The following is a 25,539-nucleotide window of genomic DNA, read 5'->3' as shown; positions in this document are numbered from 1 at the left end:
CCCAGGTCGGTGTCGACTGCCGGCGGCCGGGTCCGGGCGGCAGCGGCAGCGGTGTCGGCGGGGCAGCCCGCGCGGCCGTGGCGGCAGCCGCGCGGCCGTGGGGGCGGGCTGAGTCGTCAGTGGGGCGTGGGCGGGGCTCAGAGGGCGCTCAGGCGTCCTCCAGGCGGAAGCCGACCTTCATGCCCACCTGGAAGTGCGCGACCTCCCCCGCGTCGATGTGGCCGCGGATCTCCGTCACCTCGAACCAGTCCAGGTGCCGCAGCGTCTCCGAGGCCCGTCTGATGCCGTTGCGGATGGCCTGGTCGACGCTCTCTCCCGAGGTCCCGACTATCTCGGTGACCCGGTACGTTCGGTCCGACATATCCCTCTCCTCCTTACCCGAAGGCCATGATCGCATGACCCCCTCCGCCGCCCGGGTGCGCCGTCCCGAGCTCGTGTTCCGAGGACTACCGTGGAAGGTATGAAGCGGTGGCGCAGAAACCCGGACGTCCACCAGGTCACCGACGCCAAACCGTCGCTGACGGCGGACATCCACCGGCGTGAGGTCAGATATCTCGTCCAGATGGGCATCCGCACGCTGTGCCTGATCCTCGCGGTGGTGGTGCCCGTGCCGTGGCCGTTCAGGCTGCTCTTCATCGCCGGCGCCGTGTTTTTGCCATACATAGCGGTAATCGGGGCCAATGAGAGGGGCGAGCCCGCCCCACCTCCTGCCTTTCAGGACCCTGAGGCTAACCAAAGCGAGATACCGCTGCATCGACGCGAGATCGGGTCGTGACTAAGTCTTGACGCATCCCATGGGTTGTAGGTGTACGCTTTAGCCAAGCGCTCCGGTCCCCCGTCGGAGTGCTGGTGCCGGCGTTCCGGGCCCCCGTCGGAACGCCGATGAAGCGACGCCGGGTGGTTTGCCCCCGTAACCACCCGGCGTCGCCCTTTTCCCGGTCAAACCTGCGTCAGCAGATGATCTAGAACGGCGACGCCGGCCCGGTCCGATAGGACTGCTTTCCCGAAATCGTTTTCACTCCCGCCCCTCCTGTTATTCACAGGAAATCTTCAGGCGGGAGCGGGCTTGACTTCAAGAGTTCGTTCGAGTGTCAGCCGTCTGTCAGCGTCCCGGTGGCCGCCGCCGGCCAGTTCTTCGCCAATGTGGTCAGTTTGGCGACGGCGTCCTCGGGGGCGGTGCCCGCGCCCTGGGCCAGGCCCAGCAGGTATGCCGTCAGCGGCGCGGCCGGGCGGGCCACGCCGTGGGCGACCTCCTTGGTGAGGTCGAGGATCTGGTCGCGGTCCACGGCCGCCGGGTCGATGCCCAGCTCCTTGCAGGCCAGGGCGGTCCATTCGTCGAGCACGTGCATGTGTGCCTCCTCCAGGTCGTTGATCGTGTCGCAGTCGAACCAGGGGCGTCCGGGCGGCGTCAGGCGCGCGCCGACCAGCGGGGCCAGCAGGCCGCGCAGCGAGCGGCCTGCGTAGGCGGCGAGCGCGCTCCGCAGCTCGGCGGCCGGCCAGACGCCCGCCAGCCATTGTTCCCGCCCGCCGTCGTCCACCATCACCGCGCCCGCGCCCGGCGGCGCGGCCTCCAGCAGCGCGGCGACGTGCGCCCGCGTGAGGAACGGCAGGTCCCCGGCGAGCAGCGCCACCCACGGGGCGGTCACGTGCGCCAGTCCCGCGGCCAGGGCGGGGACGGGCCCGCCGCCCGGCGGGTCCTCGCGCGCGAACCGTACGCCGGGAAGGGGGCGCTCGGGGCCCACCACGATCGTGCGGCGGGCGCCGGACGCGGCGGCGACGACGTTCTCGACGAGCGATCGGCCGCCGACGGTGATGCCCGGCTTGTCGCGCCCTCCGAGCCGCCTGGCCTCGCCTCCGGCCAGCACCACGGCGTCGAAGGTCGCGGCCGGGGACCAGCCCGCGGGCCCGCCTCGCTCAGGGCCGCCGGGCGTGGCGCCCGGCTCCCCCGACTGAGGGCCGTCGGTCATGGGGGTCAGCCGCCGATGGCGGACATCGGGCGGGAGGGCTGGAGGAAGGACGGGTCGTCGATGCCGTGGCCGGCGCGTTTGCGTGCGACCGCCGCCTGCCAGCGCGCCGCGAGCTCCTCGTCCGTGGCGCCGGCCCGCAGCGCGGTCTTGAGGTCGGACTCCTCGGTCGCGAACAGGCAGTTGCGGACCTGGCCGTCGGCGGTGAGCCGGACGCGGTCGCAGGCGCCGCAGAACGGGCGGGTGACCGAGCCGATGACGCCGACCCGCGCGGGCCCGCCGTCCACCAGGAAGCGCTCGGCGGGCGCGCTGCCCCGCTCCTCCTGGTCGTCCGGCGTCAGGTCGAACGCCTCCGACAGCAGGCCGAGGATCTCGTCGGCGGTGACCATGGCCTCGCGGCTCCAGCCGTGCTGCGCGTCGAGCGGCATCTGCTCGATGAAGCGCAGTTCGTAGCCCTGCTCCAGCGACCAGCGCAGCAGCGGGACGGCCTCGTGCTCGTTGACGCCGCGCATGAGCACCGCGTTGATCTTGACGGGGCGCAGCCCGGCGCGGTCGGCGGCGGCGAGGCCGGCGATGACGTCGGCGTGCCGGTCGCGGTGGGCGAGACGCTTGAACGTGTCGGCGTCGAGGGTGTCGAGTGAGACGTTGACGCGGTCGAGCCCGGCGTCGGCCAGCGTCCCGGCCAGGCGGGCGAGGCCGATGCCGTTGGTGGTCAGCGAGACCTGCGGCCGGGGCTCCAGTGCGGCGGTGCGGGCCACGATGTCTACCAGCTCGCGCCGCAGCAGCGGCTCGCCGCCGGTGTAGCGGACCTCGGTGATGCCCAGACGCTCGACGCCGACACCCACCAGGCGGACGATCTCGTCGGCCGTGAGCAGCTGGGCGCTCGGCAGCCAGTCCAGCCCCTCGGGAGGCATGCAGTAGGTGCAGCGCAGGTTGCACTTGTCCGTGAGGGACACCCTGAGATCCGTCGCCACCCGTCCGAACGAGTCTCGCAACACGGGGCGTCACCTCCATTTCGATCGCCAGAGAGCCAGCCTACGACGTGGTTCCGGCCGTACTCAAAACCACCTTGTCGCCGCACGTCCGGGAATGCCGGACGCCCGGCCGCCGAAGCGGCCGGGCGTCCGGCGGGAGCAGCAGGCCGGGCCTCAGTGGTGGCGGCGGCCGATGACCTTGACGTAGTCGGTGGCCTCCGACGGCTCCAGGTGCCTGGCGCCCTCGAAGACGGCACGCCAGGTGCCCGACGTACGGGCCTGGACGCGGGTGTGGAAGTAGCCGTCGCGGCCGGTCCTGACCGAGTCGACGTACTCCCACTTGCCGGTGCCGTTCGGCTGGAAGAGGATCACGATCCGCTTCCAGGCCAGGCGGTGCCAGCGCTCCTGCTTCTTGCAGGCGTCGGAGTGGAGCACCTGCACGAACCCGCTGATGTAGTCATCCTCGCACTGCACCGACAGCTTGCCGTCGAGGCGGATCGGCTTGCCGCGCCAGGCGGGCTCGGGGTTGGCGTCGAGCGCCAGGCTCGTGTTGCCGCCGGCGAAGTCCGGGTCCGGCTCGTCCGCGAACGCGGGCGTGGCCGCCGTGGCGAGCACCGAGGCGCCCAGGGCGGCGGCCGCCAGACCGGCTGCGATTCGTCGCATCTTCATGATTCCTTCCCCGTCACGAACGCGCCCCAAATAGGACACGTCAACCATTGACTCGTAAAGGTCAAGGAAAGTTGCGGCAAAGGAGATCACGTTTCAGCTACAAGTCCCTTACCTCTGGGTTCGTCGGGTCCTGGAGGTGTAGGCGGCGTAGTGAGTGTTCCCGGGGAAGCGGACCCGCCAGTAGCCCTGCGGCCGGCCCCAGATCCTGGTATCGAAGCCGCCCGCGGCGTCCGTGACGGTCTGGGCGACCTGCCGCCACTCGGAGTGCCAGTCCTGGCGCCACAGGACCTCCAGGCGCTGCTTGCCGTACGGGCCGTAGTCGGTCAGGCCGCGCGGGTCGACGCGGGTCAGCGAACCGCGTACGCGGACCGCGCCGCCGGACCCGGCCTTCTCGACGTGCACGGGCGACAGGCGGGTCGCGCGGCGGAACTGGAAGGTGGCGTACTCGGTCACGGTCCGGCCGTCCTTGCCGCGGGCGGTGGCGGCCACCGTCCAGGTGCCGGTCGGGTAGTAGCGGCTGAGCCTCTTGTCGGGGAGGAAGCGCCACGTCTCCCAGCCGTCGGCCTCCCGCCGCGCGCCAGGGCTCGCGACGACGGCGCTGGTGAGCGGGACCAGGTGCAGGTACGGCCCCCGCGCCTTCGAGGTCGCGCCGGCGTGCTTGGCCGTGGACGCCAGGGCCAGGTCCGACGACGCCGCGAGAACGGCCGACTCGGTCGGCGTCGAGTCGGTCGAGCCGGTCGAGTCGGGCGAGTCCGTCGAGCCGGCCGGCGCCGCCGGGGCGGTCGGGGCGGTCGGGGTGGTCGAATCGGTTGGCGTCGCCGGGGCGTCGGGAGCGGTCAGCTCGGCCTGCGTCGCCGGGTCGGCCGGTGTCGCCGAATCAGTCGGCGCGGCCGGCGTGGCTGCCACGGTTGGCGCGGCATCCTCGGCCGGCGTGGCTGCCACGGTCGGCGTGGCCTGCGCGACCGGGTCGGCGAGCCCGGACAGCTCGCCGGCGGCGGTCACCCCGGAAGGCCCGGCCGAGAACCCCAGCTCGGGATTAACGTCCGGGAGCCCCAGTTGGGAATACTCGACCGGGTACTCCGGGTCGGCGGTTTCGGCCGGGACCCTCGGTCGGGAGCGTTCGGGCGAGGATCCCGGTCGGTAGCGTTCCGCCGGGGCCCCGCGTCGGGAGTGCTCGGCCGAGGTTCCCGGTCGGGAGTGTTCCGCCGGGGCTCCGCGTCGGGAGTGCTCGGCCGGGGCCCCCGGTCGGGAGTGTTCCGCCGAGGATCCGGATCCGGAGGGGTCGGACGAGGATCCCGGTCCGAAGGGGTCAGCCGGGAACTCCGGGTCGGGCTGCTCGGCGGGGGTGGGGTCGGACGGCGGCTCGTCGGGCAGCGGCTTGGACGCCAGCACCGGGCCGGGCGGAGCGCCAGGCTCGACCTTGACGGTGACGCCGTTCTTGCCCGACGTCCCCTTGGCGACCACGTCGATCACCAGGCGGACGGAGCCGCGCGGCCCGACGACGGGGTCGGCGGGCCGCACGCTGATGGCGCGGATGACGGGCCCCTCCTCCGAGGAGGGCACGGGCGCGGAGACAGGCAGCAGCCTGACGGGGACCCCGGCGGCGGCGGTGGACGCGGACGCGGGAGCCACGAGCGTCCCCGCCGCGAGCGAGGCGAGTAGCAGTCCTCTGGTCATGATCAAGACGGTAGGAACCGCCCGGTCATGGCCAAACCCTTGACACACGCCCCTATTGGTAAAGCCGGTAAAAGACGGGATCAGCCGGAGTAGAGGCCTTCGATGACATCGGCGTACTTCGTGTGGATGATCCGCCTCTTGAGCTTGAGGCTCGGGGTGAGCTCCTCGGTCTCGGCGGTCCACTCGGTGCCGAGCAGCGCCCACTTCTTCACCTGCTGCACCCGGGCGAGCCTGGCGTTGGCGGTCTCGACCGCGCTCTCCACCTCCTTCAGCACGTCGGGGTGCGCGGCGAGCTCGGCGAGTGAGCCGTAGGTGATGCCGCGCGCCTGCGCCCAGCCGGGCGCGACCTCGGCGTCGAGGGTGAGGACGGCGACCGGGTAGGGCCGCCGGTCGCCGTAGGCGAGCGCCTGGCCGATGAGCGGGTGCTGCTTGAGGTGGTTCTCGATCTCGGCCGGGGAGATGTTCTCGCCGCCCGCGGTGATGATGAGCTCCTTCTTGCGGTCCACGACGCGGTAGAAGCCGTCGTCGTCCACGCTGCCGATGTCGCCGGTGTGCAGCCACCCGTCGGCGTCGATGAGCTCGGCGGTGGCCTTGGCCCGGTTGAGGTAGCCGAGGGTGTTGAGCGGGCTGCGGGTGAGCAGCTCACCGTCCTCTGCGATGCGCACCTCGACGCCGGGCTCGGCCCTGCCGACGGTGCCGAGGCGGTAGCAGTCGGGGCTGTTGCCGGTGAAGGCGCCGGTGGTCTCCGTCATGCCGTACACGTCGATGACCTTGAGCCCGAGGCCGGCGTAGAAGTTCTGCACCTCGGGCGGGAGGGGGGCGGCGCCGGTGGCGGTCCACTGGGCGCGGTCGAAGCCGATCATGCCGCGGATGATCCCGAGCAGGGCGGCGTCGGCCTTGTCGTACGCGGCCTGGATCTCGGGCGTGATCGTGTGGCCGTACTGTCCGGCCTCGACGTACGCGCGGCCGGCCGCCATGGCCTCGCGGACCGCGGCCTGCTGCTCCTCCGGCTGGCCGGCGAGCACGGCGAGGAGGCGGGCCATCATCTTCTCCCACACGCGCGGCACCCCGAAGAACATCATCGGCCGGACCTGCCCCAGCGTGGCGCCGAGGTTGGCGAGGTCGGTGCAGAAGTAGACGTGGGACGCCTTCACCAGCGGCAGGTAGAGGCTGAGGATGCGCTCGGCGATGTGGGCGTAGGTGAGGTAGGAGATCTGGGTGCCGAGCGTCGGCAGCGCGGTGATCCGGTCGGTGGCGGCGACCTCGTAGAAGACGTTGGTGTGGGTGAGCGGCACGCCCTTGGGCATCCCGGTGGTGCCGGAGGTGTAGAGGACGGTGACGACGTCGCCTGCGGTGACGGCGCGCAGGCGCTCCTCGACGGCGGCGGGGTCGGCGGCGAGCCGGGCGCGGCCCAGCTCCAGGAAGTCCGTCCAGGCCATGAACCGCTCGTCGCCTGCGGGTGCGCCCTCCAGCATGATGATCCTGCGCAGGCCGCCGAGGCGGTCGAGCACCGGCTGCCAGCGGGCCAGCTCGGCGGGGCCGCCGAGTACGGCGAAGCGGGCGCCGACGTCGCCGGCCACGAACTCGATCTGCTCGGGCGCGAACGTGCTGTAGATCGTGCAGCCCACTCCCCCGGCGTGCACGGCGCCGAGGTCGGCGAGGACGTGCTCGCTGCGGTTGACCATCATGAGCGCGACGGACTCGCCGCGCTCTAAGCCGAGGGCGGCGAAGCCGGCCGCGATCTCCAGGACGCGCTGCCTGGCCTCGGCGTAGGTGAGCGTGCGCCAGTCCTCGCCGGAGTCGGGGTCGCCGGGGTCGGAGTAGGCGGGGGCGTCGGGGTGCCGCTCGGCCAGCTCGGCGAGCTGCGCGCAGACGGTACGACCGGCGATCTGCTGCTCGATCTCGGCCCGGACCTCGAGGACTTCGGCCATGGCGCGCCTCCAGTCAGTATTCACTTGCATGAATGGCTTGCATCGCACCACAGGGGCCGGACAGCGGCAAGACCTTGCACGGAAAGAGCGGCATCTCTGACGTAGAGTGATGGATCGGATGCGATCCGTCACAGTGGGGGCACGGCGATGCGGGGCAGCGGCAGGACGTTCTTCGGACATCCGTGGGGCCTGGCGACGCTCTTCGGCACCGAGATGTGGGAGCGGTTCAGCTGGTACGGCCTGCGCGCGATCCTCTACACGTTCATGGCCGCCTCGCCGGCCCGCCAGGGGCTGGGCCTGCCGCCGGAGACGGCGCAGGCGGTCGTCGGCGTCTACGGCGCGCTCATCTACCTGGTGGCGCTGCCGGGCGGCTGGGTGGCCGACCGCGTCCTGGGGGCGCGCAGGTCGGTGTTCTGGGGCGGGTTCGTCATCATGCTGGGGCACATCAGCATGGCGATCCCGGTGCCGGCGCCGTTCTTCGTCTGGCTCGGGCTGCTGCTGATCATCGCAGGCACAGGACTGCTCAAGCCGAACATCTCGGTCATGGTGGGCCGGCTCTACTCCGAGGACGAGGACGGCCGCCGCGACGCCGGGTTCTCGCTGTTCTACCTCGGCATCAACCTGGGGGCGTTCTTCGCGCCGATCGTGGTCGGCTGGCTGGCCGACGGCGACCGCTGGCACCTCGGCTTCAGCGCGGCGGCCGTCGGCATGGCGCTCGGCCTGACCCAGTACGTGTGGGGCAGGCGCGCGCTGCGCGGCGTCGGCGAGCGGCCGGGCCTGCGGCTGACGCCCGCCGAACGGCGCCGCTTCGGCCGTGTGGCGGGTCTCGGCGCCGCCGTGGTCGTGGCCGCGCTGGCGATCTGGGCGGCGAGCGGCACGCTCACGATCGACCGGCTGACGATCGTGATCACCGTGGTCATCCTCATCGTGCCGATCGTCTACTTCTCGTACATCATGCTGGGCAGCCACGAGCTGTCGCAGGAGGAACGCGACCGGATGAAGGCCTACATCTGGCTCTTCGTGGCCGCGGCCATCTTCTGGATGATCTACGACCTGGCGCCGAGCAAGCTGCTGGCCTTCGCCGCGGACCACACCGACCTGTCGCTGTTCGGGGTCCACATCCAGCCGGCCACGACGCAGTCGTTCAACCCGCTGCTCATCATGATCTTCGTGCCGGTGTTCGCGGCGCTCTGGGTCAAGCTGGGCACGCGGGTGAGCACGCCGCAGAAGTTCGGCTTCGCGCTGGTCATGGTGGGGCTGAGCTTCGTGGTCATGGCGGTGGCGGCGGGGCTGGCCCAGTCCGGGCGGGTGTCGGTGTGGTGGCTGGTGCTGGTGTACGCGATCCAGGTGTTCGGCGAGCTGTCGCTCAGCCCGGTCGGGCTGTCGGTGACGACGAAGCTGGCGCCGGAGGCGTTCAAGGCGCAGATGCTCGGCGTGTGGTTCATCGCGGTCTCGGTGGGCGACGCGGTCGGCGGGCAGACGGGGCGGCTCGGCGCGGTGCTGTCGGAGCCGGCCTACTACCTGGTGCTGGCGGTCATGGCGATCGTGGCGGGGGTGGCGCTGTTCATGTTCACGCGGCGGCTGCGGGTGCTGATGGCCGAGCACTACCACGCGGAGGCCCTTCCCTCCTCGATCCGGTAGAAATCCACCGTGTCAGAAATCCTGGATCTTGTCGGAATTTTCGTCTTCGCCCTGTCCGGTGCGCTGATGGGCGTGCGCAAACGGCTGGACGGGGTGGGCATGCTGGTGCTGGCCTCGATGACCGCGCTCGGCGGCGGCGTGGTCCGCGACCTGATACTCAACGTGCGGCCGATCGCGTTCCAGAGCCTCGGCTACGTCCTGGTGCCGGTGGCCGCCACGGTGATCGTCTTCTTCTGGCACCCGCACGTGGCCCGGGTGATGCCCGCCATCCTGGTGCTGGACGCGGCCGGGCTCGGGCTGTTCTGCGCGGTCGGCACCGAGAAGGCCCTGGAGTACGGGCTCAACCCGCTGCACGCCACCCTGCTGGGCGTCGTCACGGCGGTGGGCGGCGGCATGCTGCGGGACGTGCTGGCCGGGGAGATCCCGACGTTGCTCTACGACCGCCAGCTCTACGCCGTGCCGGCGATGCTCGGGTCCGGGGTGATGGCGGCGCTGTCGTCATACGGGATGCACGGCTGGCCCGCCACCCTCGCCGCGGCGCTGCTGGCCTTCGGGCTGCGCATCACGGCCATGCGGTTCAAATGGCGTTTCCCGATGGCCAGGGGCGCCTCCCAGTGAGCGGGCCGCTCACACCATCGCGCTGAGCGAGTCGGGGACGGGGACGGAGCCGACGGGGCCGTGCTCGCGGGCGGCGCGCAGGCGGACGACGGCCTCGGCCAGCGCCTGGGGCGGCAGGGTGAACGGCAGCCGCAGGTAGCCCTCCAGGGTGCCCTCCAGGCCGAACCAGGGGCCGGGCGCGAGCCGGACGCCGTGCCCGGCGGCGGCCTCGGCGAGCGGGGTTGCGGCGTCACCGTTCAGCCGGACCCAGAGCGTGCCGCCGCCGCGCGGCACCGTGAACGTCCATCCGGGCAGGTGCTCGCGCAGCCCGTCCACCAGGGCGGCGCGGGAGGCGCGCAGGGCGCGGCGGCGTTCGGCGCGGGTCTCCTCCAGCCGGTCGAACAGCCGCGCCACGGCGAGCTGCTCCAGCACGGGGCCGGCGATGTCGACGACCGCGCGGTGCGTGGCGAGGCGGCGGGCCAGCGCGGCGGTGGCCCGGATCCAGCCCACGCGCAGCCCGCCCCACCACAGCTTGGACGCCGACCCGACGCTGATCACCCGGCTGTCGGTGTCGAAGGCGGCCATCGGCGAGGTGGGCGGCACCTCGTCGATCGCCAGCTCCTGCCAGGTCTCGTCGATGAGCAGCAGCGCGTCGTGGCGCCGGGCCGCGGCGGTCACGGCGGCGCGGGTGGCGTCGTCCATGAGGGCGCCGGTCGGGTTCTGGAAGTCGGGCATGAGGTAGGCGAGGCGGGCCCCGGACTGCCGCATCGCGCCCGTGAGCAGGTCGGGCCGCCAGCCCTCGTGGGAGATCCCGACCGGGACGATGCGGGCGCCGCGCAGCCGGGCCGCGTCGATCGCGTGCGGGTAGGTCGGCGACTCCACCAGCACCGCGTCCCCCGGCCCGGCGAGCAGGCCGAGCACGAGGTGGAGTGCGTGCTGGGAGCCGGCGGTGACGACGATCTGCTCGGGGCGGGTGGCCACGCCGCGGGCGGTGTAACGGGCCGCGATGCGCTCCCTCAGCAGCGGCACGCCCATGGGGTCGTAGCCGTTGCCCATGCCGTGGCGCGGCAGGTCCTCGACCGCCTCCAGCATCACCTCGCGCAGCGCGGCGGGCGCGGGCGGGGCGGCGCTGTGGAGCTGGATGAGTCCGTCGCCGCAGGTGCTGAGCCAGGGGTTGTCGGCGGTGGAGGCGGGGTCGGGCAGCGCGGTCCAGCTTCCCGAGCCCTGGCGGCTCTCCAGGTAGCCGCGCTCGCGCAGCAGGTCGTAGGCGGCGGTGACCGTGGTGCGGCTGACCCGCAGCGCCTCGGCGAGGTGGCGCTCGGCGGGCATGCGGACGCGTACCGGGATCTGGCCGTCCATGATGCGGGCGCGCACGCCGTCGGCGAGCGCCCGGTAGTAGGGGCGGGCGCCGCGATCGACGCCGGCGAGCCGGGCCACCTGGGAAGCCGAGAGATGCCGCATAGGGCCACTTTTCGTTATTGGCCCTGTTTTGGCAAGTCGAACCCTGCCACTCTGATGCCATTATGAGCGACAGCACGACCCTTCCCATGCCGCGTTCCCTCCCGGCCAGGCTGGCCCGGCTCCACGGCGGCCTCGCCCTGTACGGCGTCGGCATCGGCCTCCAGGTGGAGTCCGGGCTCGGCAACAGCCCGTGGGACGTCTTCCACCAGGGGGTCGCCATGCGCACGGGCGTGTCCATCGGCACCGTCATCATCGCCGTGGGCGCGCTGGTGATGCTGTTGTGGATCCCGCTGCGCCAGCGCCCCGGGTTCGGGACGATCGCCAACGTGGTGTTCCTCGGCCTGTTCGCCGACGCCGCGATCGCGCTGCTGCCGACGCCGCACGCGCTCCCCCTCCAGGCCCTGTACGTCGCCGCCGGCGTCTGCGCGGTCGCCCTCGCCACCGTCCTCTACATCGGCGCCGGCATGGGCCCGGGACCCCGCGACGGCATCATGACCGGGCTGACCAGGCTCGGCCTGTCGGTACGGCTCGGCCGCTTCCTCATCGAGATCACCGCGCTGGCCGCGGGCTGGCTGCTCGGCGGCACGGCCGGCCTCGGCACCCTCGTGTTCGCGCTGGCCGTCGGCCCGCTGACGCAGCTCTTCACCCGCTGGTTCCCGCTCTCGTGAGCGCGGCACCACCCGCGCGGCGAGTAGCGTCTTAGCATGCGCCTCGAGGATTACGCCCTCATCGGAGACATGCAATCGGCCGCGCTCGTGGGCAGGGACGGCTCCATCGACTGGCTGTGCCTGCCCAGGTTCGACTCCCCCGCGTGCTTCGCGTCCCTGCTCGGCAACGAGCGCAACGGGCACTGGTGGCTCGGCCCCACCGGCCGCAAGCACGCCGACCGGCGGCGGTACCGCCCGGACACGCTCGTCCTGGAGAGCGAGTGGGACACCCCGACGGGCACCGTACGGATCATCGACTTCATGCCGCCCCGCGACCGCGCCCCCGACGTGGTGCGCATCGTCGAGGGCGTCACCGGCAGCGTGGAGGTCTCCACCGTGCTGCGGGTGCGCTTCGACTACGGCCGGATCGTGCCCTGGGTGCGCCGGACGAACGGCCACCTCCAGGCCATCGGCGGGCCCGACTCGGTGTGGCTGCACGCGCCCGTGCCGCTGAAGGGCGGCGACTACGCGCACCGGGCCACGTTCACCGTCAAGGAGGGCGAGCGGCTGCCGTTCGTGTTCACCTGGCATCCCTCGCACCAGGAGATGCCGCCCGCGATCGAGTGCGAGGACCAGCTCGCCGAGACCGAGGCGTTCTGGCGCGACTGGATGGCGCGGTGCAGCTACCGCGGCCCCTACCGGGAGGCGGTGAACCGCTCGCTCATCACGCTCAAGGCGCTCACGTACGCGCCGACCGGCGGCATCGTCGCCGCCCCCACCACCTCGCTGCCGGAGGACCTCGGCGGCGTGCGCAACTGGGACTACCGCTTCTGCTGGCTGCGCGACGCCACGCTGACCCTCGACGCGCTCATCTCCAACGGCTACCTGGAGGAGGCCGCCGACTGGCGGTCCTGGCTGCTGCGGGCCATCGCCGGGCGGCCCCAGGACCTGCAGATCATGTACGGCGTCGCCGGCGAGCGCCGCCTGCCCGAGCTGCGCCTCGACTGGCTCGACGGCTACGAGGACTCCCGCCCGGTCAGGATCGGCAACGAGGCGGTCCGCCAGCTCCAGCTCGACGTGTACGGCGAGGTGATGAACTGCCTCTTCGTCTCGCGCACCCGCGGCCTGGCCGCCGACGACCGGGCCTGGACGATCCAGCGCCAGCTCCTCGACTACGTGGAGGAGCACTGGGACGAGCCCGACGAGGGCCTGTGGGAGGTGCGCGGGCCGCGCCGGCACTTCGTCCACTCCAAGGTGATGTGCTGGGCGGCGCTCGACCGGGCCGTCAAGTACGTCGAGCGCTTCGGCCGCATCGGCCCCGTCGAGAAGTGGCGCACCTTGCGGGACACCATCCACCGGGAGATCTGCGAGAAGGGCTACGACTGCGCGCGCAACACCTTCACGCAGTCGTACGGGTCGTCCGAGCTGGACGCCGCGCTGCTGATGATCCCCATGGTGGGCTTCCTGCCCGCCGACGACCCCCGCGTGGTGGGCACGGTCGCCGCCATCGAGAAGGAGCTCATGTCGGACGGCTTCGTCCTGCGCTACCCGATCGCCGAGGACAACGACGTGGACGGCCTGCCCGGCGGCGAGGGCGCCTTCCTCGCGTGCAGCTTCTGGCTGGTCGAGGTGATGGCGATGCAGGGGCGCAGGGAGGAGGCGACGGAGCTGTTCGAGCGGCTGCTGGAGCTGCGCAACGACGTCGGGCTGCTGGCCGAGGAGTACGACCCCCGCTACGGGCGGCTGGTCGGCAACTTCCCGCAGGCCTTCAGCCACGTGCCGCTGGTGCACGCCGCCCGCGCCCTGTCCTCACCTCATGACGGCCCGGCCGGTGTCACGACGGACTGAGCCCGATCACTTCGGGCCGGTCAGGCGGCGCTCGCCCGCCGTCGTGAGCACGAAGACCTGCCAGTTGTAGTAGGCGTAGTAGGCGCGCGGGTCGCGCTTCATCTGGCGGGCGTGCAGGAGGATGGCGTTCACGTACGCCTGCGACGGGTTGTAGGCGTGCAGGGCCCGCCGGTAGTCGCGGGGCGCGCCGGTGGCGCGGAGGTAGTTGGCCGCGCCCATGATCGCGTCCCGGGGGTCCTGGACGTCGCCGCCCATCCCGTACGCCCGCCAGGTCGCCGGCATGAACTGCATCGGGCCCTGGGCGCCCGCATGGCTGTCGGAGCGCACCCTGCCGAACTTCGTCTCGGCGAACATCACCGCCGCCAGCACCTCCCACTCCACCCCGAAACGGCGCTCGCCGCGCTTGAAGTGGCCGAGCAGCTCGGCGGCCGGGCGGGCCGGCTGGACCTTGAACACCGCCGACGGCTTGATGGGGCGGGCCAGGGCGAGCAGCTCGCGGATGGCGCCGACGTTGTCCCTGGCCTGGGCCGCCAAAGCGGCGGGGAGGCGGGCGAAGGCGCGGTCGGCGAGGGTGCGGTGGCGGGCGGCGTGGCGGTAGAGGCGCTGCTGGTAGAGGGCCAGCAGCTCGACGTCACGCGGCGGGGCGCCCTTGGCGGGCTTCCATCGGTCGACGGCGGCGTTCAGCGCGGCCGTCGTCTCGCGCAGGGCGGTGGCCAGCTCGGCGGGGGTCGCGGGGAGCGGCTTGCCGGGGGCGGGGAGCGCGCGGGCGGCTCCGGCGCCTTCCGTCGGCCGCGCCTCGGCCGGCCCGTCCGACGGCTCCCCGGTCCGGGTTGCCGGCGTCGCGCCGCTCGGGCGGGCGGCGGGCGAGGACGTGCCGGCCGGATCGGCCGACGAGATCGCGCCGCAGCCGCTGAGCCCGGTGACGACGGCGGTCGCGGCCACCAGCGCGAGGCGGGCCGGGCCGGCGCCCCTCGTCCGATGGGCCGCCGGCGGGCGGGCCGGCGACGGGTGCGGTGCGCGGTCGTTGTGCGGGGGTCGGAGATCCTCCATGGTCGGCCAACCTACCCGGATCATGCCCCAGGCTTCAGTCGGAGGTGGTGGAGTGCCACCGGTCCGACATGGCGGGCTCGCCCGTGAGGTGCTCATAGGTGCCGCTGACGTCCAGCAGCCGATCCAGCGTGGGCGGCCGCTCGTCGAGGTGCAGCCGCGCCCCGGCCGCCGCCGCGTGCCGGTGGACGGTCAGCAGGGCCGACAGGCCGCTGGAGTCGCAGATGCGCAGCCCGCCGCAGTCGAGGTGCACGTCGGTGAGGCTTCCGCCGTCGAGCGCGGCGGCGACGGTGGTCAGCAGCTCCCCGGCGGTGGTGAAGTCGAGGTCGCCGCCTACCGCGACACGCAGCGCCCCCGGGCGGGGCGTGTCCAGGACGAGGGTCAGCGGGAGGGGGACGAAAGCGGTCATGCGGTCTTTCCGGGGTGTTCGGGGGACGGGGAGGGGGACGCGGCGCGGACGGCGTCCCGCCCGTACGCGATCATGGCCGCGGCCCGGGGGAAGTCCTCCAGCCGCCCGCCGAGCAGGTCGAGCGCGGGTAGCAGCGTACCGGCGGGGACACCCCGGGCGACCAGCACGCCCGCCGTCCAGCCGAGGAAGCGGCCGAACAGCTCGGGGTCGTTCACGTAGAGCGCGGCGGCCAGGAAGTCCACGATGTGCGCGATGTCCTCGGCGGTGTGCCGGCGCTGCTGCGGCGTGTACGCCGCCATCGCGGGGACCCGCTCCTCCAGACCGCTCATGACGTCCCTGACCAGCCGCCGGGCCGACCGGCTGACCAGGGTGTACTCCTGGTCGTCCAGGTGCGGCAGGTCCTCGACCGCCTGGCGGGGCGCGGGCGGGCGGGGCAGCGGTCCGGCCGCCAGGCGGTCGGCGGCGACCCGCCCGTCCGGGGCCCAGGCGTCGGCGCCGAGCAGGCGGGCGTAACGGCCGTCCGGCCCGAAGGCCGCGCCGCCGGCCATCACGGGGGTGCCGGTCGCCTGGCAGGCGGTGATGGCCGCGTGCGCGGCGGGCAGCCGGACGGGGATGGAGCTGGACAGCGCCACCACGTCGCAGGCCGTACGGTGCAGGTGGGCGATGAGGTGCGGCGTCGGCACCTGGGCGCCGAGGTAGTCGACCCGCCAGCCGCGCAGCCGCAGCACCTCCGCCAGGATCCTGGCGGGCATGGCGTGCCACTCGCCGTCGATGCAGGCGACCGCGACCCGCCCGGCGGGCGGCCCGGAGGCGGCGGCGCGGGCCACGGGGTGGTGGGCGACGGCGGCCAGCACCCGCTCGTTGACGGCGGTCGCGGCGTGCTCCTGCGCGACGGTGAGCCGGTTGGCCTCCCACTCGCTGCCGACCCGGCCCTGCACGGGCGCGACGACCTCCAGCAGCAGGGTCTCCAGCGGGATGCCGGAGTCGAGCGCGGCGAGCGCGGCGTCCGCGGCGGCGTACTCGTCGCCGGCGACGGCGGCGTTCCAGAGCTTCTCCTGCCAGGCGGAGAGCCCGGGAAGGGACTCGTCTGTGTGCGTCATGCCGTGAACCTTCCCCGGCCGTTGCCTCCCACCGCGCTGAGATGCGCGCCGCGCGGCGCGGTGATGGCGATGACGGCCATGTCGTCGTGATCGCCACCTCTTACCCACTGGGAGGCCAGCATCTCCACCCGTTCGGCGATCGCCTCGGGCGGCATGCCGCCGCACTGCCGCAACTCCTCCTTCAGGCGCTCGTCGCCGTACATCTCGTCGCCCAGCGGGCCTCCCCTGGCCTCGCTGATGCCGTCGGTGTAGAACAGGCACGTCTCGCCGGGTTCGAGCAGCACGGTGTCGGTGACGCTGGTGACGCGCTCCAGCATGCCGATGAGGGTGCCTCTGGTGCGGGCCTCCTCGACGCGCCCGTCGGCGCGCACGATGAGCGGCGGCGCGTGCCCGGCGCTGGTGAGGCGCAGCCGTACGCGGTTGCCGACCCGCAGCAGCGAGGCCAGGACGAGCGTGACGAAGCGGGTGCGGTCGCCGCCGGTCAGCAGCACGCCGTTGAGCAGTTCGAGCACACGCTGGTGGTCTTCGGCCTGCGGCAGCAGCGCGCGCAGCGTGTGCCGGATCTTGCCGGTGAGCACGGCGGCCTCCAGGCCCTTGCCGGCCACGTCGCCGAGCACCACCAGCGACTCGCCGCCGGGCTCGGCGGCGGCGTGCAGGTCGTAGAAGTCGCCGCCGACGCGGGCGGCCTGCTCGGAAGGGCGGTAGCGGGCGGCCACCTCGACGCCGTGCAGGCTGCGGACGCGGGGCGGCAGCAGCTCGCGCATGAGGGTCTCGGTGATGGCGGCCTGTTCGGCGTACAGCCGGGCGGCGGACATGGCGGCCCCCGCGCGGGCCGCGAACAGGCGGGCGATGACCTCCTCGCCCTCGGAGAAGCAGGCTTGGCCGCCGCGGCGCAGCAGGACGAGCGCGCCGGCGGGGACGCCGTGCCCGGGGAGCGCGCTCACCACCATCGAGCCGACCTCGCCGATCCCGTCGCGGGCCAGCCAGGCGGGCGCGGCGGCGGGATCGATCCAGCGGGAGGGCAGGGGCGGGTAGCCCTGCAGCGCCTCGGCGAGGCCCGGCACGTCCTCGGGGTCCAGGGCCAGCTCCTCGCGGACGACGGTGCCGTCCGGGCCGCAGTAGGCGACGGGGTGCCGGCGGCGGTGGGGAGGCAGGATGACCATCGCGGCGTCGGCCAGGTGGCGGGCAGCCAGGCGGGTGGTCACCTCCATGCAGCGTTCGAGGTTGAGCGAGGACAGCAGCTCGCCGGAGGCGGTGTCCAGGAACGCGGTCCGCTCGCGTTCGAGGCGCAGCGCCCGAGTGGCGCGTTCGAGGTCGGTGACGTCGGCGAGCCACCAGGCCACGGCGTCGCCCTCGCGCACCGGTTGCGCCTCGAACGTGGCCGGCCCGATGGGGCCGCGCTCCCGCAGGTCGTCCAGGCGAGGGTCGAGCCGGGCGTGGGCGTGGATGTGGGCGTGGGACAGCCAGGCGGGCGCGGCGTCAGCCAGGGGCGCGCCGGGCACCGCCGCGGGCAGCAGCCGCAGAGCGGCGTGGTTGACCCGGGTGATCAGGCCCGCGGCGTCGACCACCAGAACCGGGTGCGGGGAGCCACGCCACAGGGCGTCGGCTCCGTCCTGCCCAAGGCCGCTCATGAGACCTGTCACAACAGCGAACCCGCCGTGACGGGCTCTGCCTCCCTATGCCGTAGTCGTTTTGACCGAACTCATCCACTTTAACCGAGCCTCGCCGTTGCGGCAGTCGCTCGCGGGAGCGCACGGTCAGCACGGCAGCGACGGCCGCTCCACCACGGCGGCCAGGCGCTTGGCGAGAACGGCCAGGTCAGCGGCGGTGAAGCGGACCAGGCGGCCGGTCAACGCCAGCTCGTACGCCCCGCCGCGCGGCGTCGCCGTCAGCCCGAGGTCGAAGCCGCCGTCGTCCACCTCGTGCTCCCACACGCGTACGTCGAGACCGGCCCAGCCGGCCGGCGGCGCCGGATCGCCCCGGTGCACGAAGGCCGCCTGGAAGGAGGGGTGCACGCCGGGCAGCCGGTGCGCCCCGAGGCCGGAGACGAGCGCGTCGAACGGGATCTCGTTGGCGAGCGCACCCGCCACGCTCTCCCGGACCCGGGCGAGCAGGCCGGGGAAGCCGGTCAGGCCGTCCAGCCCGACGCGCAGCGGCACCAGGTTCACGAACGAGCCGACGACCGGCTCCAGCTCGCGGCGGCCACGGCCGGAGGTGACGGCGCCCACCACGAGGTCGCGCCGCCCGCTGATCTCGTGCAGCAGCACCAGGTACGCGGCCAGCAGCGCGGCGAAGGGCGTGACGGGCCCGCCCCCCGCCGGGCCGTCACCCCCTCCGCCACGCAGCCGCTCCACGAGGGCCCGCCCGACCCGCACCCGCGCCGTCGCCGACGCCCGTCCTGCTGCGGCGTCCGCGGACGGGAGCGGGGGCATGGGCAAGGGCAGGCGCGGGAACAGGGGCTCCAGGCCGGCCAGGCGTTCCCTCCAGTACGGCAGCCGCCGCGGCGTCCGCTCGGCCGCCCGGCCCACCGACCAGGCGGCGTAGTCGGCGTACTGGGGGACGGGCGGCGGCGGCAGCTCCTCGCCCGCGTACGCGGCGGCCAGGTCGGCCGCGACCAGCGCCACGCCGGTCCCGTCGCAGGCGATGTGCTGGCAGACCAGGAAGAGGCGGTGTTCGAGCGGCCCGACCCGGTACACGGTGAGCCGCAGCAGCGGCCCGCGCTCCAGGTCGAACCGCTCCCCCGCCGCCGCCAGGGCGAGGGCCAGCGCCTCGGGCTCGCGCTCGGGCTCCGGCAGGCAGGTGAGGTCCACGAGCTCCAGCGGCACCGGCTGGGCCCGGCGGACCACCTGGCGCGGGAGGCCGTCGGCGGCGACGTACCGGGTGCGGAGCGCCTCGTGCCGGGACACCAGCGCGGCGAGCGCGGCGGCGAGGCGCGGCAGGTCCAGCTCGCCGGTCAGGGCGAGGCCCAGGGTGACGTTCGGCGGCGCGGTCTCCGGGGCGGCGCGGGCGGCCAGCCAGCCGCGGCGCTGCTCGTGCGAGCACTCCATCGGCTCCCCGGTGCGCGGCAGGACGGGGACGGCCGCGGCGGCGGCCTTGCTTGCGAGCAGCCGGGCCATCAGCTCCCGCCGGTCGGCGGGCACCTCGGCCGAACGGGTCACGTGGGGTCCGCGGCGAGGCCGGCGGGCGCTTCGAGCGCGGCGCGGAGCGCGTCGAGGAAGACGATCGCGTCGTGGCCGTTGACGTAGCGGTGGTCGTAGGCGAGACCGAGGTGCACGGTGTGCCGGACGGCGAACCCGGCCGGCCCCTCCGCCGGGACGAGCTCCTGCTGGGGGGCGGCCAGGGCCAGGGCGCAGAGCTGGCCGGGGAAGACGATGGGGACGGCCAGCGTGACCGTGCTCTCGTTGTGCAGGGTGAGCGTGACGTTGCCGCCGGACAGGTCCTCCTCGCGCAGGCCGCCGCGCAGCGCCGCCACCCGGTACGCCATCAGCGTCCGCGAGATCTCGCGCAGCGTGCGGCCGGTGGCGTCGTGGACGACGGGCACGAACAGGCCCTTGCCGACGTCCATGGTCACGCCGATGTGCGCGGTGGAGGCGCGGCGGACCCGGCCGGGGCCGACCGGCCTGGCGAACAGCAGCTCGAACCGGCCCGCCAGGCCCGCCACGGCCTTGACCAGCAGCTCCGGCAGGCCGATCAGGGTGCGCAGGGCGGGGGTGAGCTCGCGGCCGAGCCGCAGGGCCTCCTCCACGTCGACCTTGACGACGGTGTAGGCGGCCGGGACCTCCCGGTGGGCGCGGGCCACCACGTCGGCGACCCGCCGCTGTGACACGGGCAAGACGATCTCCTCGGCATCGGGTTCGGAGGGGGCAGTGGGGTCAGGGGCGGGTTGAGCGAGGGCGGCCACGTCGTCGCGGCGGATGACCTTCCGGCCCAGGGCGCGTACGGCGTCCTCACCGATCCCGAGCTCGTCCATGAGGCGGCGGGCCGGCGCGGTGATCACCACACCGTCCCCCGGCCCATCGGCGCCGCCCGCCGGCGCACCCCCGGCGGCGGGCGCGACCGGGTCGGCAGGAGGGGCCGGGTCGGCGGGGGTGGCGAGGTCGGCGGGGGTGGCGAGGTCGGCGATGGTCTGGCCGGGCAGGCACTCGGCGCCCGCCGCCACCCGGTGCCGCAGCACGCCGCCGCACTCGGCGGCCAGCTCCTCCACGGTCTTGGAGGTCTCGATGAGGGCCAGGACGTCACCGGGCTCCACCGTGGCCCCGTCGGCGGCCACCCACTCCACCAGCAGGTAGCGGGCGTCATTGCTGTTGATCTTGGGGACGACGACCGCGTTCATGCCAGCGCCTCCAGCACGGCCAGGCGGATGGTGTCGGCGTGCACGAGCACCTCGCGCTCCAGGTGGGGCGCCGCGGGGATGACGCTGTCGGCCGCGCTGACGAGCGTGATCGGCCGCGCCAGCCGCCCCCACAGCACGGGATACAACCGGGTCGCCACCTCCGCGCCCCACGTGGCCCCGGCCGCGCCGTCCTCGGCGACGCACACCTGCCGGCCGCGCGGCAGCACGCCCCCGAGATCGAACGGGTAGAGCCGGGCGGGCACCAGCAGCTCGCACAGCACGTCGTGCTCCAGCAGCAGCTCCCGCATCGCCTCCAGCGCGCGGTGTGCCATGCCGCCGGGGGCGATGATCGTGCAGTCGTGGCCGTCCACGCCCTCGACGGCCACGCGGGCGAGGCCGTTCACGAGCTCGTACCGGAACAGCTCGTCCACGACGCCGTCGCGGAACATGCGCCGCGTGTAGAGCACCTTGTCCTCGAACAGCAGGGCCGGCCGTCCGGCGGCGAAGGCGTCCTCCAGCAGGGCGCGGGCGTCGTGGAACGGGGTCAGCTCCAGCACCGACAGCCCGGGGACGCCGAGGAAGTGCTTCTGCGGGCTCTGGCTGTGCGTCGGGCCGTAGCCGCGCCGGCCGCCCGACGGGCAGCGTACGACCAGCGGCATCGGGACCGGGCGGCCGTACATGGTGGTCGACTTGCTGGCGAAGTTCATGAGCTGGTCGAAGGCGAGCGCCGCGAAGTCGGCGAACATGATCTCGACGATGGCCTTGTCGCCCCCCAGCGCCAGCCCGGCGCCCGTGCCGACGATGGCGGCCTCGCTGATCGGGGTGGAGCGCACCCGATCCCCGAACCGCGACGACAGCCCTTTCGTGATCTTGAACGCGCCCCCGTACGGGTCGGCGATGTCCTCGCCCAGCACGTGGACCGTGGGGTCGGCGGCCAGGACGTCGTGCAGCGCGCGGTTCAGGTGCTCCGACACCCGCTCCGCGCGGACGGGCTCCCTCATCGCACCGTCCACTGCGCCGGGGGACGCGCCGAGACCTCGGCGACCAGGTCGTCCACGTACCGCCGCCAGGTCGCGTCCGCCTCGGCGAAGCGGCGCGGGAAGGCGGCGGCGTAGCGCTCGTACCAGTCGCCGGCCCTGGCCCGCCGCAGCTCGTCGGGGGTGCGCGTGTCGTCGCCCTTGCTGTGCGGCCCGAGCCGCCGCGTCACGAACTCCACCACCAGCGGGAACGCGTCCTTCCTGACGGCGGCGACCGGCCCGGTCAGCGCGGCCCGTACGGCGGCCAGGTCGATCGAGTCGATCCGCAGGTACGGGATGCCGAACGCGGCCACCCGGCCCTCGATCGTGCCGGCCATGCCGCGCTCGGTGGGCGTGGACTGGGCGATGCCGTTGTTCTCCACGACGACCAGCAGCGGCGCGCCCCACAGCGCGGCCAGGTTGAGCGCCTCGTAGACCGAGCCCTCGCCCCACGTGCCGTCGCCGAGGTAGGCGCAGGCCAGCGCGCCGTGCCCGGCCCTGCGCAGCCGCAGCGCCATGCCGACCGCGACCGGCAGGCTCTCGCCCTGCACGCCGGTGGACATGAACGTGCGGTGGTAGATGTGCTGGCTGCCGCCCACCCCGTCGCAGAGCGCGCCCCGGCGGCCCATGATCTCGGCGAGCAGCGCGCCGGCCTCCTCGCCGTAGCGGGCCAGGAAGTGGCCGTGGCCGCGGTGATGGCTGAAGGTGAAGTCGTCCTCGCGCAGGAGGGGGTTGAGCGCGACCGGGACGTGCTCCTGGCCGAGGCAGGTGTGCGTGGTGCCGCTGAGCAGGCCCTCGCCGAACAGCCGGAGCAGGGCGTTCTCGAAGTGCCTGATGAGCAGCAGGCGGTCGAGGTCTCCGAGGGCGAGCGGGCTCGGGCGGCCGTGCTCGACGTCCTCGACGATCACGCCGGTCATCGGGCGGCTCCCTTCGCGGCGGCGACGGCGCGGGCGGCGGCGAGCCTGGCCAGCGCGGCGCGCCGGTGCGGGTCCTGCGGCGGGTCCTGCCGCTGTTCCGCGGTCGCCGGCCTCAGCGCGGCCAGGTACGTCTCCAGCGCGTCCGGATCCAGGCCGCGTACGAACGCGCGGGCGGCGTCCGCGGAGCGCTCGGCCAGGTCGGCGTGGTGGGCGGGGTCGTCCATGAGCCGGCGCAGGGCGGCCAGCCACGGGGTCAGGTCCTGGGCGGGCACGACGGGGACGGGGCGGGCATGGCCGGGGGCGGACTCGTACCGCTCGATGGGGGTGACCGGCAGCAGGTACGGCACGCCGCGCTTGGCCTCCGCCAGGCCGCCCACGTCGGCGGCGAGGACGGGGACGCCGCGCAGCATGGCCTCGACGCAGGTGTAGCCGAAGGTCTCGTCCCAGAGGGAGGGCATGAGCAGGACGCGGGTACGGGCCAGGATCGGGCCGAGGTCGTCGGCGGGAGGGGTGAGGCGGATGTTGGGGCGGCGGGCCAGGGCCGCGCGCTCCTCGGCGGTGGCGCCCCAGGTGGGGACGGCCTGGAAGGTGACGGCGGGGAGTGCGTCGGCGAGGCCGAGGAGGATCGGCAGGCCCTTGTAGGCGCAGGGGTTGATCATGGTGACGTACGGGGCGGTGGAGGCCACCGCTGGAGGAGCGGTGTCACCGTATATATGCGGATAAATCACGGTGGAGCGCAGACCGGCGTGCCGGAGGCAGTAGTCCCGCGCCGCGCGGCTCACGGCCACGACCCCAGCGGCGCGGCGGACCATCCGGGTGCCGCCCGCGCTCGGGTAGAACGCGCCCGGCCCGAAAGGGAGCTGCTGCAGGGTGTGGACCAGGTAGACGACCCGGCCGGGGGTGGCGCGCAGCGCCGCGCCCAGGACCACCAGGCCGGGATCGTCGGACGGGACCAGCGTCCAGTCCGGCACGAGGCGGGCCGCCACCTCCGCCACCCGCCGGGGCAGCGCGGCCGGATCGGTCACGGCGTGCACGACGACCCCGTGGTGCAGGTAGGCGACCTCGTCCGGGTCGTCGGACGCGACCGGCATCGCACCCCGGCGGGTCAACTCGTCGAGAGCGGACGGGCGCCCACCCCCGGAGAGCGGCGACGGGTCGGTGGCGAGGGCGCCGGAGAGGGGGGCCACTACGTGCACCTCGTGGCCGAGGGCGGCGAGACGCTCCATGAGGAGGCGGTTCGACTTGTTGGCCCCGCCGTGGGAGGGCAGGTGGATCAGGTTCTGCGCCAGCAGGATCCTCACGACGCCTCCTGCTCGGCCGGCCGCCGGCGCAGGCGCGCGGCCACCAGCCTGCGCCGCTCGGCGGACAGCGCGGCCAGCCGCCTCGCCGCGTCCCCCTGCCCGGCCTCACCGCGCGACTCGGGAAGGGGGTCGCCGGGACGGGCCTGCCTCGCCGCCTCACCACGGCCGCCTCCGCCGCCGCCCGGCTCCTCCTCGGGGAGGGGGTCGCCGGGACGGGACGGGGCGTGGAGGAGGCGTTCGAGATGGGTGGCGGCCATGGCGAGGCCGTCGGCGGCGTCGCGGGGTCCCGTTCTGGGCTGGTGAGGGCCGTCGCGCAGGGCCGCGTGCAGCGCCCCGGCCACCTCGCCGGCGTCCCAGCTTCCCTCGGGCAGCCACCGGGCGAGGCCCTGTCTCTCCAGGCGGGCGGCGTTGTCGGGCCGGTCGGCCCCGTGGGCGAGGATCACCTGCGGGGTCCCGGCCGCGAGCGCCCTGGTCAGCGTGCCGATCCCGCCGTGGTGGAGCACCGCCGCCACCTGGGGGACGACCTCGCGGAACGGCAGCCGCGCGAAGCGCCGCGCGTGGGGCGGCAGCGGCTGGGGGACCGTCTCGGCGTGCGGGGCGACGAGCAACGCGGGCAGTCCGGCCCGCCGGCACCCGGCCAGCGCGGCTTCGTGGAACCCGGGCCGCAGCATGCGCCCGGTTCCCCCGGTGATCAGCACGGGCCGGACCGTCCCGTCCAGCAGCGCGGCCGCCTCGGCGGGTACGGGGTCCTCGGAGCCGTCGTCGGGCAGCGGGAAGCCGGTCAGCCGGGTCGCGGGCCCGGTGGCCGGCCCGGCCTCGTCGAACCAGCGCGGCCAGAGCCCGAGCCGCAGGTCGGCGGAGGAGAACCAGGCCCGCCAGTCGCGTACGCGGGGCAGCCCGAGGTCGCCGCGTGCCGCGTCGATGCCGGGCGCGAGGACGTGCTGGTGCAGGTGGCGGGCGACCTCGGCGGCCAGCGGCTGGATCGGCGCGACGGCGATCCACGCCGCCGGCGCGCCCGTCAGCTCGCGTACGGCGAGGACCGACAGGGCGGAGGTGTGCCGCCCGGCCAGGACGGTCCGCCCCGGCGTCACCCGGGCCGCGAGCGCCCGGCATTCGCCCGCGAACTGCTCGAACAGCCGGTTGCGCCGGTAGAAGGAGAGCCAGTCGAGGGTGTCGAGGCCGTCGGGGAGGAGGGCGGTGTCGGCGGAGTAGCGGGCGTAGGCGTCGTGGGTGTCGATGGGGACGAAGTCGAGGCCCGCCGCCTCCACCCGGCTTCGGTAGGGGGCGTGGGTCAGCAGGGTCACGTCGTGCCCGCGTTCGCGCAGCACGCCGCCCAGCCGGACGAACGGCAGCACGTCGCCGTCGCTGCCGTGCGCCACCAGCAGGACGCGGGTGAGCGGGCCGCCGGGCGTCACGGCGAGGACTCGCCGAGCGGGGTGCCCTCGTCCAGCAGGGCGCGCACCTCGTCCTCGGACATGCCCTCCAGCTCGTCGAGCAGTTCGGCGAGCTGGTCCTCGGAGATCTCGCCGAGCAGCGTCTCGTCGATGAGCCTGGCGGCCGCCGCGACGGTGAAGTCACCGGCGAACAGCTCGTCCACGGGCAGTTCCACGCCGTACCTGTCCTGCACTTCGGCGAGGAAGCGCACGACCGTGAGCGACTGCGCGCCGAGCGCGAAGAAGTCGTCGGCGAGGGAGCGCGGAGGAGTACTCAGGAGACCGGTCCAGATCCCCATGACGGCTTCCTCGGTCGGTGTCATTACCGTTCTCCGGAGGTTCAGAGGGCAGGGCTGTCTATTTGGGAGCGCTCCCAATTCAGACCCCGGGAGCGCCCCCAGAACGAGCCTGGAATCACGACACATCATTGTCAAGGGAACAGTCTCTGTAATGTTTCCGAAACTGGCTTGTAAGGAACCGCAGCTAGAAGGGTTATCGTCCGGTTTCAAGGGCTATTTCCATCAAATTTTCAACTGTCGTTGACCGCGACCGGAAAGCCTCCTTACGCTGACGA

23 protein-coding genes are annotated in these 25,539 nt (G+C 73.7%); 5 read left to right on the top strand and 18 right to left on the bottom strand.

Features of this window, described 5'->3' with window-relative positions:
- Nucleotides 1-148: 148 nt before the first annotated feature.
- A complete protein-coding gene (locus BMW85_RS28780) occupies nucleotides 149-361 on the bottom strand; it encodes a dodecin (RefSeq protein WP_020547544.1) in 213 nt (70 codons plus the stop codon).
- Between the two features lie 99 nt (nucleotides 362-460).
- On the opposite strand from BMW85_RS28780, the gene BMW85_RS28775 reads away from it, so the two are divergent.
- Nucleotides 461-775, top strand: coding sequence for a DUF3099 domain-containing protein (locus BMW85_RS28775; protein ID WP_091087497.1), 315 nt, complete (start codon nucleotides 461-463; stop codon nucleotides 773-775).
- Nucleotides 776-1,091: 316 nt separating this feature from the next.
- Here BMW85_RS28775 and BMW85_RS52365 read toward each other — a convergent pair whose 3' ends face one another.
- The 5 genes from BMW85_RS52365 to BMW85_RS28750 all read right to left on the bottom strand — a co-directional run bounded on the left by BMW85_RS52365 (nucleotide 1,092) and on the right by BMW85_RS28750 (nucleotide 7,215).
- Entirely contained in the window at nucleotides 1,092-1,967 is an 876-nt protein-coding gene (locus tag BMW85_RS52365; RefSeq protein ID WP_342743446.1) for an NTP transferase domain-containing protein, read from the bottom strand.
- Between the two features lie 5 nt (nucleotides 1,968-1,972).
- On the bottom strand, nucleotides 1,973-2,962 hold the full coding sequence (gene moaA, locus BMW85_RS28765) for a GTP 3',8-cyclase MoaA (RefSeq protein WP_091087494.1): 990 nt from the start codon (nucleotides 2,960-2,962) through the stop codon (nucleotides 1,973-1,975).
- 150 nt (nucleotides 2,963-3,112) lie between these two features.
- A complete protein-coding gene (locus tag BMW85_RS28760) occupies nucleotides 3,113-3,601 on the bottom strand; it encodes a hypothetical protein (protein ID WP_143082427.1) in 489 nt (162 codons plus the stop codon).
- 114 nt (nucleotides 3,602-3,715) lie between these two features.
- Nucleotides 3,716-5,284: a hypothetical protein gene (locus BMW85_RS28755; protein WP_143082426.1), complete on the bottom strand. Its 1,569-nt coding sequence runs from the start codon at nucleotides 5,282-5,284 to the stop codon at nucleotides 3,716-3,718.
- Between the two features lie 80 nt (nucleotides 5,285-5,364).
- Nucleotides 5,365-7,215 carry an AMP-dependent synthetase/ligase gene (locus BMW85_RS28750; protein WP_091087489.1) on the bottom strand — a complete coding sequence of 617 codons (1,851 nt, stop codon included), beginning with the start codon at nucleotides 7,213-7,215 and terminating at the stop codon, nucleotides 5,365-5,367.
- 147 nt (nucleotides 7,216-7,362) lie between these two features.
- Here BMW85_RS28750 and BMW85_RS28745 point away from each other — a divergent pair, with 147 nt between their 5' ends.
- Both BMW85_RS28745 and BMW85_RS28740 read left to right on the top strand, forming a co-directional pair.
- Nucleotides 7,363-8,856, top strand: coding sequence for a peptide MFS transporter (locus BMW85_RS28745; protein ID WP_091087486.1), 1,494 nt, complete (start codon nucleotides 7,363-7,365; stop codon nucleotides 8,854-8,856).
- 9 nt (nucleotides 8,857-8,865) lie between these two features.
- Complete coding sequence (locus BMW85_RS28740; RefSeq protein ID WP_091087484.1) at nucleotides 8,866-9,474, top strand: trimeric intracellular cation channel family protein; 609 nt, start codon at nucleotides 8,866-8,868, stop codon at nucleotides 9,472-9,474.
- Nucleotides 9,475-9,483: 9 nt separating this feature from the next.
- Here BMW85_RS28740 and yczR read toward each other — a convergent pair whose 3' ends face one another.
- Entirely contained in the window at nucleotides 9,484-10,914 is a 1,431-nt protein-coding gene (gene yczR, locus BMW85_RS28735) for a MocR-like transcription factor YczR (RefSeq protein WP_091087482.1), read from the bottom strand.
- A 62-nt stretch (nucleotides 10,915-10,976) separates the two neighbouring features.
- Between yczR and yczE the strand changes: the two genes are divergently transcribed.
- A complete protein-coding gene (gene yczE / locus BMW85_RS28730) occupies nucleotides 10,977-11,582 on the top strand; it encodes a membrane protein YczE (protein ID WP_091087479.1) in 606 nt (201 codons plus the stop codon).
- Nucleotides 11,583-11,618: 36 nt separating this feature from the next.
- Nucleotides 11,619-13,409 carry a glycoside hydrolase family 15 protein gene (locus BMW85_RS28725; protein ID WP_091087477.1) on the top strand — a complete coding sequence of 597 codons (1,791 nt, stop codon included), beginning with the start codon at nucleotides 11,619-11,621 and terminating at the stop codon, nucleotides 13,407-13,409.
- A 6-nt stretch (nucleotides 13,410-13,415) separates the two neighbouring features.
- Here BMW85_RS28725 and BMW85_RS28720 read toward each other — a convergent pair whose 3' ends face one another.
- From BMW85_RS28720 to BMW85_RS28670, 11 genes are all read right to left on the bottom strand, one after another.
- Nucleotides 13,416-14,459, bottom strand: a complete 1,044-nt coding sequence (locus tag BMW85_RS28720; protein WP_091087474.1) for a lytic transglycosylase domain-containing protein — start codon at nucleotides 14,457-14,459, stop codon at nucleotides 13,416-13,418.
- A 34-nt stretch (nucleotides 14,460-14,493) separates the two neighbouring features.
- Complete coding sequence (locus tag BMW85_RS28715) at nucleotides 14,494-14,865, bottom strand: STAS domain-containing protein (protein ID WP_091087473.1); 372 nt, start codon at nucleotides 14,863-14,865, stop codon at nucleotides 14,494-14,496.
- Nucleotides 14,862-15,965: a cobalamin B12-binding domain-containing protein gene (locus BMW85_RS28710; RefSeq protein ID WP_091087471.1), complete on the bottom strand. Its 1,104-nt coding sequence runs from the start codon at nucleotides 15,963-15,965 to the stop codon at nucleotides 14,862-14,864. The genes BMW85_RS28715 and BMW85_RS28710 overlap by 4 nt, the downstream gene beginning before the upstream one ends.
- Entirely contained in the window at nucleotides 15,962-17,596 is a 1,635-nt protein-coding gene (locus tag BMW85_RS28705; protein ID WP_091087468.1) for a PP2C family protein-serine/threonine phosphatase, read from the bottom strand. Before BMW85_RS28705 ends, BMW85_RS28710 begins: the two co-directional genes overlap by 4 nt.
- A gap of 126 nt (nucleotides 17,597-17,722) precedes the next feature.
- Nucleotides 17,723-19,123, bottom strand: coding sequence for a condensation domain-containing protein (locus BMW85_RS28700; RefSeq protein WP_091087465.1), 1,401 nt, complete (start codon nucleotides 19,121-19,123; stop codon nucleotides 17,723-17,725).
- Nucleotides 19,120-20,298: a 2-oxo acid dehydrogenase subunit E2 gene (locus BMW85_RS28695; protein ID WP_091087463.1), complete on the bottom strand. Its 1,179-nt coding sequence runs from the start codon at nucleotides 20,296-20,298 to the stop codon at nucleotides 19,120-19,122. The genes BMW85_RS28700 and BMW85_RS28695 overlap by 4 nt, the downstream gene beginning before the upstream one ends.
- Complete coding sequence (locus BMW85_RS28690) at nucleotides 20,295-21,299, bottom strand: alpha-ketoacid dehydrogenase subunit beta (protein WP_091087460.1); 1,005 nt, start codon at nucleotides 21,297-21,299, stop codon at nucleotides 20,295-20,297. Before BMW85_RS28690 ends, BMW85_RS28695 begins: the two co-directional genes overlap by 4 nt.
- A complete protein-coding gene (locus BMW85_RS28685; protein WP_091087457.1) occupies nucleotides 21,296-22,231 on the bottom strand; it encodes a thiamine pyrophosphate-dependent dehydrogenase E1 component subunit alpha in 936 nt (311 codons plus the stop codon). The genes BMW85_RS28690 and BMW85_RS28685 overlap by 4 nt, the downstream gene beginning before the upstream one ends.
- The gene (locus BMW85_RS28680; protein WP_091087455.1) at nucleotides 22,228-23,532 is read right to left on the bottom strand and encodes a glycosyltransferase family 4 protein; all 1,305 of its coding nucleotides are present in this window, start codon (nucleotides 23,530-23,532) and stop codon (nucleotides 22,228-22,230) included. The genes BMW85_RS28685 and BMW85_RS28680 overlap by 4 nt, the downstream gene beginning before the upstream one ends.
- A complete protein-coding gene (locus tag BMW85_RS28675; protein WP_091087453.1) occupies nucleotides 23,529-24,947 on the bottom strand; it encodes a glycosyltransferase in 1,419 nt (472 codons plus the stop codon). The genes BMW85_RS28680 and BMW85_RS28675 overlap by 4 nt, the downstream gene beginning before the upstream one ends.
- Complete coding sequence (locus BMW85_RS28670) at nucleotides 24,944-25,264, bottom strand: phosphopantetheine-binding protein (protein WP_177240931.1); 321 nt, start codon at nucleotides 25,262-25,264, stop codon at nucleotides 24,944-24,946. The genes BMW85_RS28675 and BMW85_RS28670 overlap by 4 nt, the downstream gene beginning before the upstream one ends.
- Nucleotides 25,265-25,539 lie beyond the last annotated feature (275 nt).

It is taken from the genome of Nonomuraea wenchangensis, assembly GCF_900111685.1.
Taxonomy (GTDB): Bacteria; Actinomycetota; Actinomycetes; order Streptosporangiales; family Streptosporangiaceae; genus Nonomuraea; species Nonomuraea wenchangensis.
Note: the sequence above shows the minus strand (reverse complement) of the source record. Positions and strands in the feature narration are given on the sequence as shown.